This window comes from Pseudomonas sp. B1-22 (assembly GCF_050474425.1).
In the GTDB taxonomy this organism is placed as follows: Bacteria; Pseudomonadota; Gammaproteobacteria; order Pseudomonadales; family Pseudomonadaceae; genus Pseudomonas.
The window spans coordinates 47813-62733 of sequence record NZ_JBCHVH010000005.1 but is presented as its reverse complement, the minus strand read 5'-3'; the positions used below and the strand labels follow the sequence as shown (position 1 = coordinate 62733).

The 14921-nt window shown below is 65.9% G+C and carries 9 protein-coding genes; 8 read left to right on the top strand and 1 reads right to left on the bottom strand.

The genetic code is table 11. The features are described from left to right. Positions 1–66: 66 nt before the first annotated feature. A complete protein-coding gene (locus ACQ5BL_RS19310; RefSeq protein WP_243808387.1) occupies positions 67–1203 on the bottom strand; it encodes an AraC family transcriptional regulator in 1137 nt (378 codons plus the stop codon). A 348-nt stretch (positions 1204–1551) separates the two neighbouring features. On the opposite strand from ACQ5BL_RS19310, the gene ACQ5BL_RS19305 reads away from it, so the two are divergent. From ACQ5BL_RS19305 to ACQ5BL_RS19270, 8 genes are all read left to right on the top strand, one after another. Continuing rightward, positions 1552–2952: a DUF1254 domain-containing protein gene (locus ACQ5BL_RS19305; RefSeq protein WP_430293215.1), complete on the top strand. Its 1401-nt coding sequence runs from the start codon at positions 1552–1554 to the stop codon at positions 2950–2952. Between the two features lie 277 nt (positions 2953–3229). Next, complete coding sequence (locus ACQ5BL_RS19300) at positions 3230–5863, top strand: helix-turn-helix transcriptional regulator (RefSeq protein WP_243808389.1); 2634 nt, start codon at positions 3230–3232, stop codon at positions 5861–5863. A gap of 138 nt (positions 5864–6001) precedes the next feature. Continuing rightward, entirely contained in the window at positions 6002–7150 is a 1149-nt protein-coding gene (locus ACQ5BL_RS19295; protein WP_243808390.1) for a thiolase C-terminal domain-containing protein, read from the top strand. 44 nt (positions 7151–7194) lie between these two features. Next, complete coding sequence (locus ACQ5BL_RS19290) at positions 7195–8997, top strand: DUF1302 domain-containing protein (RefSeq protein WP_430293214.1); 1803 nt, start codon at positions 7195–7197, stop codon at positions 8995–8997. Positions 8998–9020: 23 nt separating this feature from the next. Beyond that, entirely contained in the window at positions 9021–10385 is a 1365-nt protein-coding gene (locus ACQ5BL_RS19285; protein ID WP_243808392.1) for a DUF1329 domain-containing protein, read from the top strand. A 62-nt stretch (positions 10386–10447) separates the two neighbouring features. Beyond that, a complete protein-coding gene (locus ACQ5BL_RS19280) occupies positions 10448–11524 on the top strand; it encodes a WD40/YVTN/BNR-like repeat-containing protein (RefSeq protein WP_243808393.1) in 1077 nt (358 codons plus the stop codon). Between the two features lie 24 nt (positions 11525–11548). Continuing rightward, complete coding sequence (locus ACQ5BL_RS19275; protein WP_243808394.1) at positions 11549–13951, top strand: efflux RND transporter permease subunit; 2403 nt, start codon at positions 11549–11551, stop codon at positions 13949–13951. Between the two features lie 132 nt (positions 13952–14083). Then, entirely contained in the window at positions 14084–14917 is an 834-nt protein-coding gene (locus ACQ5BL_RS19270) for a tyrosine-protein phosphatase (RefSeq protein WP_243808395.1), read from the top strand. Positions 14918–14921: the final 4 nt, after the last annotated feature.

Below are 14921 nucleotides of genomic sequence, written 5' to 3'. Positions count from 1 at the left end.
TCTCTCTCCGCCACTGGCCCGGCTCGATCAGGATCGCTCCTGATGGACCGGGCTGCACCCCTCGGCTCAGGCAACGCCTTGTGACGCGTTTCTCCACTGCTGTGGAGACGATCCCGTCCAGGTCCTGAACGCGCGGGAGAAGGCATTCGGGTCCTGGTATTGCAGCGACTGGGCAATCAGCGAAACCGGCAGGTTGGTATTGCCGAGGAGTTGGAAGGCCAGGCTCTGCCGGGAGGCGGTGACCAGTTGTTGGAGATGGGTACCTTCGGCCTCCAGGCGGCGATGCAGTGTCCGGATGTGCAAGCCGACCCGGCTGGCGATCTGATCGGCTCGGGCCTCGCCCGCCAGTAACAGGGGGTGAAGCTGATGGCTGATCTGCTCGGCCAGTGTCAGGCCGGCGGCGGAGGCCAAAAAGGCTCCGTGCAGCGAGCGGTGCAACTGCGGATTCGCGGTTGTGAGCTTCTGGCTTAGTTGCGGGTTGGCGATGATGAATCCCGACACGTTTGCATTGAATTGCACCGGGCAGCGGAAGGCGCGCAGATAGGCCGCGGCGTCGGATGGCGTGCGATAGGCCAGTTGTATCCGCACGGGTGTCCAGGTTGGGCTGTGCAGCTCGCGCATGATCTGCAGGCCGATCATCACGGCTGTATCGATGAGTGGCTTGGGGTCTGCGATGTCGTGGCGGTGAATCACATAGCCGAACAGGCTGAACTGCTCAGTCAGGGGCAGGAGCATCAGCGCCGAGCCCCGGTCATGCAGTTGCGCGTGGGTGACCAGGTCGCGCAGGGCATCGCCCACCGTCTCGGCGGAGCGCATGAGCGCGCCGACCGGCCCCAGGTCGTCGAGGTAGACGCGCCGGCCTACCAGCATGCCCAGGTGCGGGCATTGCGTATGGCGCATGGCGGTGGAGAGGAGGTGGGACGTCTGGGCGTAGTCCAGGCACTGTTCCCGGTCGGTGACAAAGTTGTCCAGGTCGATGTCCGCGGCCCGGAATACGCGTTGCGGGTCGCCGCCGAGTGCGCTGATGACCTGCGGCAGAACCTTCACAGGGCCGGTGCGTACTTGGTTGGGATTGCAGGCGATCAAGGGGGAGCCCGGGATGTCTTGGCCCGGCTGCTTGAGGGCAGCAGCGGTCAGGAACGCGTCGCCAGGGGTGACGCCGATTGCATGCGGGGCAGCAGGAGGTTGGCAGTTGCGGACCACACGCGTTGCCTCTGTCGGTTCTTATTCGAATTGGCCGGGATGTTACACCACGGGGCCTGGCGGGGTGTCCGAAATTGCAAGATGCCTTTTCGCCGGCTGCAGTAGAGTCCGGCCAAAGTGTTTTCAACAGCGGTTATTCCGTAGCCAAGAAGCTCGGGACTGTTTTCCAGATGTCCGCCGTTTGCGCAGGTGGGGACCAGATGCTGTTCCCGGCAAGCAAATGCCGCAGGAGCAACTATCCTGCCTGCGATGGCCCTTTGCTCCATGGATGGCATCGCTATCCATCGGGCGGCGGGCCACGGCGCATACAGGTCTATCTCATAGCCAAGGAGAATGCATATGAGAGTAATGCCAACAGCCGTACTGGCTTCCGCAATCAGCCTTAGCCACGTCGGCTACTCGTCGGCAGCTGATCAGGATGAACTACTGCAGATTGCCAAGGACGCGTACGTCTACGGCTATTCGCTGATCACCACCGAGGTCACGCGCGTGCAGATGTCCAACGTGGACAAGGTGAGCAACACCCACGCGCCCATGGGGCAGTTCGCCAATGTGAGGCGCTATCCGCCGGCGGATTATCGCGGTGTGTCCGCGCCGAACGCCGATACCCTCTATTCACTCGCCTGGGTGGACCTGAGCGAGCCGCAGGTATTCAGCCACCCGGACATGGGCAAGCGCTATTACCTGCTGCCCATGTACAACCTGTGGATGGACATCTTCGATTCCCCCGGCGCGCGCACTACCGGTGGCGCCGCGGCGAAATACCTGCTGACCGGGCCGGGCTGGGAGGGCAAGGTACCCGAGGGCATGACCCAGGTGAAATCGGCCACTCGCAAGATGCTGATCCTGGGGCGCACCTACGCCGACGGCACCGACAAGGACTACAAGGCGGTCAATGCGCTGCAGGCGCAGCTCAAGATCACCCCGCTTTCGGCCTGGGGCAAGCCCTATACGCCCAAGGCGCCCGCCGTGGACCCGAACCCGGGCTTCAGCATGACGGACAAGCCGCAGGAAGTGATCCTGGCCATGGGTACCGAGGGCTACTTCAACAAGCTCGCCGACCTGATGTGCAAGGACGCGCCGCCGGCCGCCGGGGATGCACCCATACTGGCGCGCATGGCCAAGCTCGGCATCGAGCCTTGCAAGCCGTTCAAGCTCTCCAGCCTGGATCCGGCCCTGCAGGCCAAGCTGGCTGATCTGCCGCAGGTGGCGCTGAAGGAAATCGGGGCCAGCCAATCCACGCTGGGTCGTGAGGTCAAAGGCTGGACCTTCACCTCGGGTCTTGGCGTGTACGGTACCGACTACATGAAGCGCGCCGTGGTTGCAGCCTTCGGCTGGCCGGCGAACCTGGAGAAGGACGCGGTTTATCCTTACACCCTGATCGACAGCAGCGGCCAGAAACTCGAGGGCAAGAACAAGTACACCCTGACCTTCGCCAAGGACCAGACGCCTCCGGCGAACGGCTTCTGGTCGATCACCATGTACCAGATCGACAAGGGCTGGTGGTTCGTGCCGAACCCGCTGAACAAGTTCACCGTCAGCGCCCGCAACGACCTGCACTACAACGCCGACGGCTCGCTGACCCTGTACTTCCAGCACGAGTCTCCCGGCAAGGACAAGGAAGCCAACTGGCTGCCTGCGCCCAAGGGTGAGTTCATCCCGATGATGCGGATGTACTGGCCGAAGGAAAGCGGCCTCTCCATCCTGGATGGCACCTGGACTCCGCCGCAGGTCCAGAAGGTCGAGTAACCCACCGAAGCGGGCCCCGCTGCGCCATGCAGTGGGGCCTGCGCAACTTCATGTAATCAATTCCCGGATCGCAAGGATGCAGGTCTTTGCGATCCTGTCTTTTCTCCCATCCGCTGCTCGCCAATCCAAAGTTTGCCGCGCCATTGGCTATCCTCCTGGTGTCCCACGAGAGAACCGCCTGTAGTCAGCGATGACGGCTTGGCGGAGCGTCATTGCCTGGAACAACGCTGAAAGGCACAGGAGTATCTGCCTGTCCGAGACATAACAAGTGGAAAGAATGAAGCCTGAACTGGTACTCAAGACCACGCCGCCGAGGAGCCACAAGACTGCCTTTCGGCGCGAGCGCCTGAGCCTGGAGGTGGATGAGCTGGCCTCGCGCACGGCCGTCTCGGTGCACGCGCCGGCGGGGTTCGGCAAGACCTGGCTGCTGTCGCAGTGGCGGCGGGAACTCCTCTCGCGCGGCGCAGTGGTCGCCTGGCTGACCGTCGACGGCCGTGACGACAGTTCGAGCTTCGTCCAGGGCCTCGCGGCGGCGATGGTGGTGGCCAGCGGGCGGCAGACTTTCGTGAGCACCTCCAGTCACTCCGACGCGTTGGGCGAGCTGACGGAGTGGCTGGCGGAAGTGGCCGACCTGGGAGGCGAAGTGGCGCTCATGCTCGACGAGGTCGACACGCTGCCCGATGCCACCGTTCGCCTGGCCCTGACTTACCTCCTGCACAACGCCCCGGCGAACCTGCGCGTGCTGATGGCTTCGCGTCGCCGGCTCAACCTGCAGACCACCGAGTTGCAGGCGCGGGGCATCTTTCTCGGTCTGGGCCTCGAGCAGCTGCGTTTCCGCGTCGATGAAACCATCGCCGTGCTGGGCAACCGTTTTGGCGAAGGCCTCGACATCGATCTCAAGGTGGTCCTGCATGAGCTGACCGAAGGTTGGCCGCTGGGGCTGCAACTGGCGATTGCCGCCATCGAGCGGAGTGCCGCGCCGGAGCTGGCCATCGCGGAGCTCAGGGCCTGCACCGGCGACATCCAGCGCTATTTCGTCGACAGCCTGGTGGCGACGCTGCAGCCCCAACAGGTCGATTTTCTCACCTGCATCGCCGTGCCGGAAAACCTGCACCCCGACCTGTGCGTGGCGCTGCTCGACGATGCCCGCGCGGGGGCGTGGATGGCCGAGCTGTGCGCCAGCATGCCGATCTTCTCCGAGGGCCTGGGCAGCGACTGGGTTCGCATCCATCCGCTGGCCCGTGAGTTTCTTCAACAGCGCGTGGCCATGCTGCCCCAAGCACATCGCTGCGAGCTGCACGAACGGGCCGCCTCATGGCTGGAATCGCGCGGTTTCTTCGAGGAAGCCGCGCGCCACTACCTGAGTGCCGAGCGCCCTGCGCAGGCGTACGGCATGATCGAGCAATGCCTGTATGAGATCGTGCTGCGCGGGGAGTTCGGCCGGGTGATCGAGTGGGTGGGGGCGCTCCCCGCCGAGGAAGTGGAATCGCGGCCCCGCATGTGCCTGGCGGCAGCCTGGGCGCTGGCCATGAGTGATCGCTCCGGAGAGGCCAGGCATCTGCTGGCCAGGCTGCAGCTCGATCCGGCAACCGATGAGGAAGTCCTGTGCGAAGCCGCGGCCATCGCCTGTGCCGCGGCTTATTTCTCCGACCTGCCCGATGAGTCCCAGGCCATCATCAGCCGCTGGGACGAGTCGCTGCCCAACCAGACCGTCAAGGTGCAGGCCATCATGGCCAACAGCAAGGCGCGCCTGGCGCTGTGCCGCGGCCAGCCGGAAGTGGCGCGGCGTATCTGTCGCAAGGCGCCGCGCTATAGCTGGGCCGAGGGCCTGGATGCGATCCGGGGTGTGGCCGAATGGGTATTCGGCGTCACGTACCTCTGGGAGGGGCGGATGCTGCCCGCCCTGGAGTCCCTGCGCAGCACCCTGCAGCGCGCCGAGCAGGACATCGGCCGGCGCAGTTCGGTGGCGGCTTTGCTCGCCTGCCCTCTGGCAGCGGTATTGCTGGAGCGCAACGAGCCGGGCGAGGCGGCCACGGTGCTGGCGAACCGGCTGGATGTGATCGAGCGTCTGGCCAGCCCGGATGCCATCGTCATCGGCTTTGTCACGGCGGCCCGGCTGGCCGCGCTGCAGGGGCAGGCGCACCGGGGCAGCGATCTGCTCGAGGCGCTCCATGCCCTCGGCGAGGAACGGCGCATTCCGCGCTTCTGCATCGTGTCGCTCGGCGAGCAGATTCGCCTGCATGCGCTGCAGGGCAGGGTGGATACCTGCCTGGTTCTCTGGCGCCGGCTGGAGGGGGTGCTTCCTCCGTGCATCGATGATCCTGACAGTCTGCTGGGGCCGGAACTGCGACTGCATGTGGGGGTTGCCCGCGCCTATATCGCGCTGGCGAAAATGGACTGGGTCGAGTTGCAGGCGGGAGCGGAGGCGCTCCATGAGCTGGCGAGCAGGCTGCAGCGCGGCCGGGAGCGGATTCAGGCGCTGCTGTTCAAGGCCCTGGCCCTGCGCGAGAGCGGGGGCGATGGGCAGGCCAGCCTGCGGGAGGCGCACAGCCTGGCGGAGGAGTTCGGCATGCGGCGCATCCTGGCGGACACCCACCCGCAACTGCTGCGTTGGCAGCAGTCCATGGCAAGCCCGGAACCACTGGCACCCAGGGCTCCGGCAGCGGAGCCAGCCGCCCGCACGCCGGTGGCAAAGGTGGCGCCCAGCCGCTTGCTGACACCCAAGGAGCAGGAAGTCCTGCAGCTGCTGGCCCGTAACCTCTCCAACAAGCAGATCGCGCTTGCGCTGAATGTGGGTGAGGAAACGGTCAAGTGGCACCTGAAGAATCTCTTCGGCAAGTTCCAGGCCGGCACGCGCCGGCATGTAGTGGACCGCGCCTACATGCTGGGCATCCTGGAGACGGAACACTAGCCGACTCCCGTCCCCCCATCCGTAACGCCCCCCCAGGCGATGGGGGGGGCATCCGTGCCGTCCGCGCATACCTTCCCCTCAACAGATTTCGAACCTGACGGGAGCCTCCCGCCGGGTCGTTGACCTGGGGAAGCCAGCATGCCGGAACGAGTTCTGATCATAGGGGTAGGGGTGACGCCGTTCGCTGCGCCGAGCGCCCGCACCCCCTTGCTCGATCTCGTCGGGCAGGCGGCGCACATGGCCCTCGAGGATGCCGGCATCGACGGCGACCTGGTCGACCAGGTCTTCATGTCGAGCGCGAACAGCGGTGTCGGGGTTTGCGAACGGTTGCTGGTGCAGACAGGTCTGGCCGGCGTTCCGATGTTCTGCATCCGTGATGGCGGTGCATCCGCCAGCACCTCGGTGCACCTCGCGCGCAACAGCATTCTGGCGGGCGAGGCGGAGGCGATCCTGGTCCTGGGTTTCGAGGATCTGCAGACCGGTCTGTCGAAGCAGAATCTCTTCGGCCTGGACGGATACCCGAACCGGGAGCGGGGCGAGTGGACCCGGCTCGACAATCCGGCGGCCATCATCGCCCAGCGTGAGCACCCGGCGGCCCTGTACGCCGCGCAGATGAGCTGGCTGCAGGCACACCTGGGGCTCTCCGACCTCTGTTTCGAGCTTGTCCTGGATCGGGCCAGTGCCCAGGCTGCTCTCAACCCGACTGCCTGCGCGGACGCCCTTGAACGAGGGGTATGGTTCCCGCCCTACCTGAGTCCGCCAGCCCATGGCGCGGCGGCGGTGCTGCTCTGCTCGGAGGCCTTCGCCGCCCGGTATGGCTCGCGTGGCGGCATCGGCATCCTGAGCAGCACGCGAGTGGGCGAGTCGGTTTGCGAACTGGCCGATGGCAACCCGCTCGATGTCCTCGGGCGAGCCGCGACACGTCGCGCTGCCGAGCTGGCCTACGCGGAGGCCGGGATAGGCGTCGAGGATCTCGACGTCGTCGAACTGCATGACCAGAGCGTGGGGGACTTCCTGGTCTTCAGTGCCGCGCTCGGTCTGTGTGAGGAGCAGAGGCTGGCCGAGTTTGCGCTTCGCGCCCGGACCAGGCCGGCCGTCTGCCCCTCGGGTGGGCTGCTTGGCTGCGGCTTCGTGCCAGGGGCGAGCCCGCTGGCGCAATTGGCGGAGCTGGTTCGCCAGCTCCGCGGTGAAGCGGCAGACCGACAGGTGCCGGGGGCTCGAACCGGCCTCCAGCACAGCGCCGCGGTCGGGCGCTCGGTCACCGTGGCGATTCTCCAGCGCCTTTGAAGTCTTGCCTGCAACAACGTCACAACAACTCAACGAGGATGACGATGAAGAATAAGAACAATAAAGCCGGTCACCACCTGGCGCCGAGCCTGCTGGCCTCGGCCGTACTGGTCGGTCTAGGGATCATGCCTGCGCACGCTTTCGATTTCGACACGGGCGTGGAGGACCTCCAGGTACGCTTCGACAACACCGTCAAGCTGAACTACGCGCAACGTGTGGAGAGTGCCAACTCCAAGCTGGCGAACGCCTGGAACAACAACGACGGCAACCGCAACTTCTCGGCCGGCAGCCCGGTGTCCCAGCGCGTCGACGTGCTGCATGAGCTGGATGTGGTCTATCGCCGCCAGTACGGCTTCCGCGTGAGCGGCAACACTTGGTACGACCACGCCTACGACAAGGTCGGCAGCTACAACCCGACGACCAACCAGATGCAGGACGGCATGCCCGACTCGCATCACCTGAGCAGCTATGCGGATCGCTACTTCAACGGGCCGTCCTCGGAGTTCCTCGATGCCTTCGTGTTCGGCAGCATGGATGTCGGTGAGGAGTCGCTGCTCAGCGCCAAGGCAGGGAGCCACACCCAGTACTGGGGCGAGAGCATCCTGGCGTTCGCCCATGGCAACAGCTACGGCCAGTCCGGCCTGGACATCGCCAAGGCCCTGGCCGTGCCGGGGACCGAGGCCAAGGAGCTGTTCATTCCGCGTGACCAGATTTCCATGAACTTCACGCTGAACCCGGAGCTGTCCTTCGGCGCCCAGTACTTCCTCGGCTGGGACGCCTCGCGCCTGCCCGAGTCCGGCACCTACCTGGGCTTCAACGATGCCATCCAGCATGGCAGCGACGATCTCTCGCTGATCGCCCAGCCTAACCCCATCTACGGCCTGCTGCCCGGCGCGCCGCAGTACCTGCGGCTGACCGGCGGGCATACCTTCACGCCCGACAACAGCGGCGATTACGGGGTGATGCTCAAGTGGAGCCCGGAGTGGCTCGACGGCACCTTCGGCCTCTACTACCGCAAGACCTCCGACATCCTGCCGAACATTGCCTTGCAGCCGAAGGCCGTGGGGCTTCCGCAGCTGATGTCGGGCGTCGTCGGCAGCTACAACCAGTTCTATGTCGATGACATCGACATCTACGGCCTCAGCCTGTCGAAGAACATCGGCGGCGTCAGCGTCGGCATGGACCTGAACTACCGCGAGAACATGCCGTTGCTCAGCGTGCCGGCCACCGTCAATCCGAAGGCTCCCGCGGGTACTCCCGGCACCATCGCCAGCTTCGACGGCGAAAACGGCGTGGCCCGCGGCAAGACCGTCCACGCGGTGGTCAACGGCCTGACCACCTTCGCCAACACCCCGGCCTGGGACAGCGCCTCGCTGCTGGTGGAACTCGCCTACAGCCGCTGGCTGGACGTGACCGACAACAAGCAGCTGTTCAAGGGCGAGGACTGGTACCGCGGCGTGGACAAGGTCACCCGCGACAACTACGTGCTCGGCGTCAACTTCACGCCCACCTGGTACCAGGTCTTCCCCAGCGTCGACCTCTATCTGCCGGCCACCTACAACGTCGGCCTCAACGGCAACTCCGCCGTGCAGCTGGGCGGCAACGAGGACACCGGCAGCTATTCCGTCGGCATCGGCGCCGACGTGCGCAACCAGTACCGCTTCGACCTGAAGTACGTGGACAACTTCGGTCCGTTCGACACCTGCGGCTCTCCGGTCGACGGCGCCACCCCGGGCGCCAATGGCAAGTACAACTGCACCCCGGGCCAGACCACCGCCTTCGCGGGTGTGCCGGCCCAGCTCAAGGACCGTGGCATGGTCACCTTCACCTTCAAGACAACCTTCTGACCTGCATCCCCAGGAGAACAGAAATGGCCCTTATCAAATCCCTGATGGCCAGCGCGATGTCGCTTGCCATGGTCGCGGTCGCCCAGGCCGCCGTTTCGCCGGACCAGGCCGCCAAGCTCGGCCAGAGCCTGACCCCGGTGGGTGCCGAACAGGCCGGCAGTGCCGATGGCGAAATTCCCGCCTACAGCGGTGGCCTGACCACCTTGCCGGCGGGCTACCAGTCCGGCAGCTCCATGCGCGTGGACCCCTTCGCGGACGAGAAGCCGCGCCTGGTGATCGATGGCAAGAACGCCGACAAGTATGCGGACAAGCTCACCGCCTCGACCCGTGAGCTGCTCAAGCGCTACCCGACCTTCCGCATGGACGTCTACCCCACGCACCGCACCGTGGCGCTGCCGCAGCGCCTGCTGGACAACACCCGCAAGAATGCCGTCTCGGCCAGCACCGCGGGCGAGGGGCTGGCGCTGCAGAACGTCCTGCCGGGCGTGCCGTTCCCGATTCCCGGCAGTGGCTTCGAAGCCATGTGGAACCACCTGCTGCGCTACCAGGGCTACGCGCTCAATACCAAGTACGATTCCTGGAACGTCGACTCGTCGGGCAATGCCTCGCTGGCGACCTCTGGCGACGCCTACCTGGAGTACCCGCTGTTCGATCCCAAGCGCAACGACGTTGCCGCATCCCCCGAGGACGTCTACTTCAGGACCAAGCTCTACTACCAGGGCCCGGCACGCCGCGCGGGCGAAGCCATCCTGATCGTCGACGGGGTGAACCCGCTGGAGAAGGCGCGTCGCGGCTGGCAATACCTGCCCGGTCAACGTCGCGTGAAGCTGGCCCCGGACATCGCCTACGACACCCCGAACCCCGGCTCGGCGGGCAGCTCCACCTATGACGACGCCTGGGTCTTCAACGGCGCCATGGACCGCTTCGACTTCAAGCTGGTGGGCAAGAAGGAGATGTACGTTCCGTACAACACCTACAAGCTGAACTACCACGACAAGGCGGCGGACATCACCACGCCCAACCACGTCAACCCCGACCTGATGCGCTGGGAGCTGCACCGCGTGTGGGTGGTCGAGGCCACGCTCAAGCCCGGCAAGCGCCACATCTACAGCAAACGCACCTTCTACATCGACGAGGACAGCTGGATCGCCCTGGCTTCGGACGAGTACGACGCCCGTGGCCAGCTCTACCGTGGCGGCTTCGCCCACATGGCCTACAGCTACGATGCCAAGGCGCCGAACTCCGACAACCACATGATCTACGACTTCGCCTCCGGCAGTTACAACATCACGGGTGTCTACGGCCCCTACGGCGGCGTGAAGTACATCGAGCCGCTCTCCAAGGCTCAGTGGGCCCCCGAATCCCTGGCTGGAGCCGGTATCCGCTGATAGCAGCGCCGCGCCATCGGAGTGCCTCGCGGCGCTCCGATGGCCACGTACGAGATCAACGCATGAGCATTTCCAAATGGGTCCTGTTGGCCGCCCTCGCAGCGGCGCTGTGCGCGCCGTTCTGCCGCCCGGTGGCGGCGCAGGGCTTCGTCGATGTCCTGGATACCCCCGCGCAGATGAGTCCCCTCGCGCAGCATGGCCTGCTGGTGGGGGTGACCCGTGCCGGAGAGCGCCTGGTGGCGGTCGGACAGCGCGGGCACATTCTCTACTCCGACAACGGCGGTGAGCGTTGGCAGCAGGCCAGCGTGCCGGTCAGCTCGGACCTGGTGGCGGTGCACTTTCCCACGGCCAGCCAGGGCTGGGCGGTGGGCCACGACGGTGTGGTGCTGCACAGCGCCGATGGCGGCGTGACCTGGGAGCGGCAGTTCGACGGTCGCCAGGTCGGCCCGGCCATGCTCCGCCACTACCAGGCCCTGGCGCAGCGCGCGCCGGACGACGAGCGCCTGGCGACCCTGGTGGGTGAGGCCCAGCGCATGACGGAGGAGGGCGCCGACAAGCCGTTCCTCGATGTGTGGTTCCAGGACGAGCGGGTCGGCTACATCGTCGGCGCGTTCAACCTGATCTTCCGCACCGAGGATGGCGGGCGCAGCTGGACCCCGTGGATGGAACACACCGACAACCCCAGCGCGCTCAACCTCTATGCCATCCGCCCGGTTGGCGATGAGCTCTACGTCGTCGGCGAACAGGGCCTGCTGCTCAAACTCAATCACGCCACGGGACGTTTCGAGGCCCGGCCGACGCCCTACAGCGGCAGCTTCTTCGGCATCCTCGGCAAGCCCGGCGTGGCGCTGGTCTACGGCCTGCGCGGCAACGTCTATCGCAGCGTGGACGGCGGCGAGAACTGGAGCCAGGTCAAGACCGGCCTGCCGGTGAGCATCACCGCGGGCACTGAGCTGGCCGATGGCCGACTCGCGCTGTTCAGCCAGGCGGGCCACATGCTGGTCAGCAGCGATGGCGGCAGCAGCTTCCAGTTGCAGCCGCAGCCGGCCATGGCGCCGGTCGCCGGCGCCCAGTCCGCCGGAGCGAAAGGCCTGGTGCTGGTCGGCACCCGCGGCGCGCGTCAGTTGCCGGTCCAATGACCCCGATTTCAGAGAGATACCGCAATGGGTAACTTCGAGCACGACGGCATGCCGGTGGTACGGGAGCTGCAGGGCTTCGACTCGCGTTCCGGAAATCTGCTGGAACGCATCATCTTCAACAACCGCCTGGTGGTGGTGCTGGTCTGCGCGCTGATCACCCTGGTGCTCGGCTACGCGGCGGCCACCCGCCTGAGCCTGACCGCCAGCTTCGAGAAGATGCTGCCGCAGAGCCAGCCCTTCATCCGCAACTACCTGGACAACCGCGACTCCCTGCGCGGCCTGGGCAATGCCGTGCGGGTGGTGGTGGAGAACACCCGCGGCGACATCTTCGACCCGGCCTACCTGCAGGCGCTGCGGGAGATCAACGACGAACTGTTCGTGACCCCCGGCGTCGACCGCGCCTGGATGAAGTCGCTGTGGACTCCGGCGGTGCGCTGGACCGAAGTGACCGAGGAGGGCTTCCAGGGCGGTCCGGTGATGCCGGACTCCTACGATGGCTCGCCGGCCAGCGTCGAACAGCTGCGCACGAATATCGCCCGCTCCGGCATCGTCGGCAGCCTGGTCGGCAACAACTTCCGCTCCAGCATGATCTTCGTGCCCCTGCTGGAGAAGGACCCGGTCACCGGCAAGGCCATCGACTACCACGCCTTCTCCAAGGTCCTGGAGGAGAGGCTCAGGAGCAAGTACGAAGCCGCGCCCGACGGGGCGATCAAGGTCCGCGTGATCGGCTTCGCCAAGCTGATCGGCGACCTGCTCGACGGCCTGCTGCAGGTCATGGCGTACTTCGCCGCCGCCGCGGTGATCGCCGCGATCATCATCTATGCCTACACCCGCTGCGTGCGCAGCACCACGCTGGTGATCTGCTGTTCCCTGGTTGCGGTGGTCTGGCAGCTGGGGCTGGTCACGCTGCTGGGCTATTCGCTCGACCCGTTCTCGATCCTGGTGCCGTTCCTGGTGTTCGCCATCGGCGTGTCCCACGGCGCGCAGAAAATGAACGGCATCATGCAGGATGTGGGGCGCGGTACGCACCAGCTGGTCGCCGCGCGCTACACCTTCCGCCGCCTGTTCCTGGCCGGGCTCACCGCACTGATGGCCGATGCCGTGGGCTTCGCGGTGCTGATGCTGATCGACATCCCGGTCATCCAGGACCTGGCCATCACCGCCAGCGTCGGCGTGGCGGTGCTGATCTTCACCAACCTGGTGCTGCTGCCGGTATTGCTCTCCTACTGCGGCGTCAGCCCGCGTGCCGCTGCGCGCAGCCTGCAGCACGAGCGCGAGGAAGTGCGCGGTAAGGGCCTGGGCGCAGTCTGGAGCTTGCTGGACCGCTTCACCGAGCGGCGCTGGGCGACCGTGACCCTGCTGGTGGCCGGCGCGCTGGCCGTGGGCGGGTTCCTTGTCAGCCTGCACCTGAAGGTCGGCGACCTCGACCCCGGCGCTCCGGAGCTGCGGGCCGACTCGCGCTACAACCTGGACAATGCCTACATCACCGCCAACTACTCGCTGTCCAGCGACCTGTTCGCGGTGATGCTGAAGACCCCCAAGGAAGGCTGCCTGAAGTATGAAAGCCTGATCGAGGCCGACCGGCTGGGCTGGCTGCTGCAGCAGCAGACGGGGGTGCAGACCACCGTCTCGCTGGTCAACGCGGTGCGGCAGATCACGGCGGGCTCCTACGAGGGCAACCCGAAGTGGCTGACCATCGCGCGCAACCAGAACGTGCTGAACTACGGCGCCCAGCAGGCGTCGGTGAACAACCCGGAGCTGTTCAACACCGACTGCTCGATGATGCCCATCGTGGCCTACCTGGCCGATCACAAGGCCGAGACCCTGGACCACATGGTCAAGGTCGCCGAAGGCTTCGTGCGCGAGCACAGCACCGACCAGCGGCAGTTCATGCTGGTCGCCGGCAGCGCGGGGATCGAGGCCGCCACCAACATCGTGGTGCGCGAGGCCAACCGGATCATGCTGCTGTACGTCTACGCCGCGGTGATCCTGCTGTGCTTCGTGACCTTCCGCAGCTGGCGCGCCGTGCTGGTGGCGGTGTTGCCGCTGATGCTCACCTCGATCCTCTGCGAAGCCCTGATGGTCTGGCTGGGCATGGGGGTGAAGGTCGCCACGCTGCCGGTGATCGCCCTCGGCGTCGGTATCGGCGTCGACTACGCGCTCTACCTGCTCAGTGTGCAGCTGGCCCAGCAGCGCGCCGGCGTACCGCTGGCCGACGCCTACCGCAATGCGGTGGCCTTCACCGGCAAGGTGGTCGCGCTGGTGGGGGTGACCCTGGCTGCCGGCGTGGTGACCTGGGCCTGGTCGCCGATCAAGTTCCAGGCCGACATGGGCATCCTGCTGACCTTCATGTTCCTCTGGAACATGATCGGCGCTCTGGTGCTGATTCCGGCGCTGTCGCACTTCCTGCTGAGAAAGGCCCCCTGACCCCGGGGCCTGCCAATGACTCCGGGGAGCGCGAGATCTTCGTCGGCTCCCCGGTCATTTCGAGGAACCGGAGCATGCACCGGGAATCGAATCTGGTGGATACTCCCCCGGCATAACCTCGAGTGAGTACCTATGGCCGAAGAGATCGCATCCCTGTTGTCAGTTGCCGCCCCTACCGCGCTTGCGCAGGCGGAGGGCGTTGGTACAGCGGTTCTCACCGGCACGGCCCTGCCGCTGGAGAACATCCATAACCTGCGCGACCTCGGTGGCCTGCAAAGCCGGGATGGCCGGCGTGTACGTGCGGGCCGGCTGTTTCGCAGCGCCAATCCGGGCCTGGCCAGCCAGGCCGATATCGCACGACTGCAAACCCTTGGCCTCGACCGGGTGATCGATTTTCGCGCCCCTCAGGAAAAGTCCGCTGAAGAGGGCGGATTCGCCGACAGCTTCGATTGGCTGGCCCTGCCCGTGCTCGAAGGCAGCATCAGCTTCCAGGAGCTGCTGCCGAGGCTGCAAGGCGGTACGCGGCAGGACATGGACGACTTCATGTTGCAGGCCTATCGCGATTTCCCGGTCAGGTACCAGGCCGCGTTCGCCGCCTTCATGAAGGAGGCCGAAACAGGCCGGACCTTGCTCTACCACTGCAGCACCGGCAAGGATCGGACGGGTTTTGCGACCCTGCTGCTGTTGTCGGCGTTCGAGGTGCCTGCGGAGGTGATCCTGGCCAACTACCTGGAATCCAATCACTGGAATCAGCGGCTGATCCAGGGCCTGCTGGCGCGCCTGGCGCCGCTGGGGATCGCCGCCGAGGTGGCGATGCCTTTGCTGGAAGTGCGCGCCGGCTACCTGGAGGCGTCGCTGGAGACCATCGAGCGGGAGTGGGGCAGCACGGCTGATTTCCTGCGCAAGGCGCTGTCGGTGGATGTCGAGCGCCTGCAGGCCAATTATCTCGAGGAATTCGCCGGCTGACGGA

What these genes read in the sequence shown, in the direction of transcription:
- ACQ5BL_RS19290 (WP_430293214.1), top strand. Translation starts at nt 7,195, where the DNA reads ATGAAGAATAAGAACAATAAAGCCGGTCACCACCTGGCGCCGAGCCTG.
- ACQ5BL_RS19300 (WP_243808389.1), top strand. Translation starts at nt 3,230, where the DNA reads ATGAAGCCTGAACTGGTACTCAAGACCACGCCGCCGAGGAGCCACAAG.
- ACQ5BL_RS19305 (WP_430293215.1), top strand. Translation starts at nt 1,552, where the DNA reads ATGCCAACAGCCGTACTGGCTTCCGCAATCAGCCTTAGCCACGTCGGC.
- ACQ5BL_RS19270 (WP_243808395.1), top strand. Translation starts at nt 14,084, where the DNA reads ATGGCCGAAGAGATCGCATCCCTGTTGTCAGTTGCCGCCCCTACCGCG.
- ACQ5BL_RS19285 (WP_243808392.1), top strand. Translation starts at nt 9,021, where the DNA reads ATGGCCCTTATCAAATCCCTGATGGCCAGCGCGATGTCGCTTGCCATG.
- ACQ5BL_RS19280 (WP_243808393.1), top strand. Translation starts at nt 10,448, where the DNA reads ATGAGCATTTCCAAATGGGTCCTGTTGGCCGCCCTCGCAGCGGCGCTG.
- ACQ5BL_RS19295 (WP_243808390.1), top strand. Translation starts at nt 6,002, where the DNA reads ATGCCGGAACGAGTTCTGATCATAGGGGTAGGGGTGACGCCGTTCGCT.
- ACQ5BL_RS19275 (WP_243808394.1), top strand. Translation starts at nt 11,549, where the DNA reads ATGGGTAACTTCGAGCACGACGGCATGCCGGTGGTACGGGAGCTGCAG.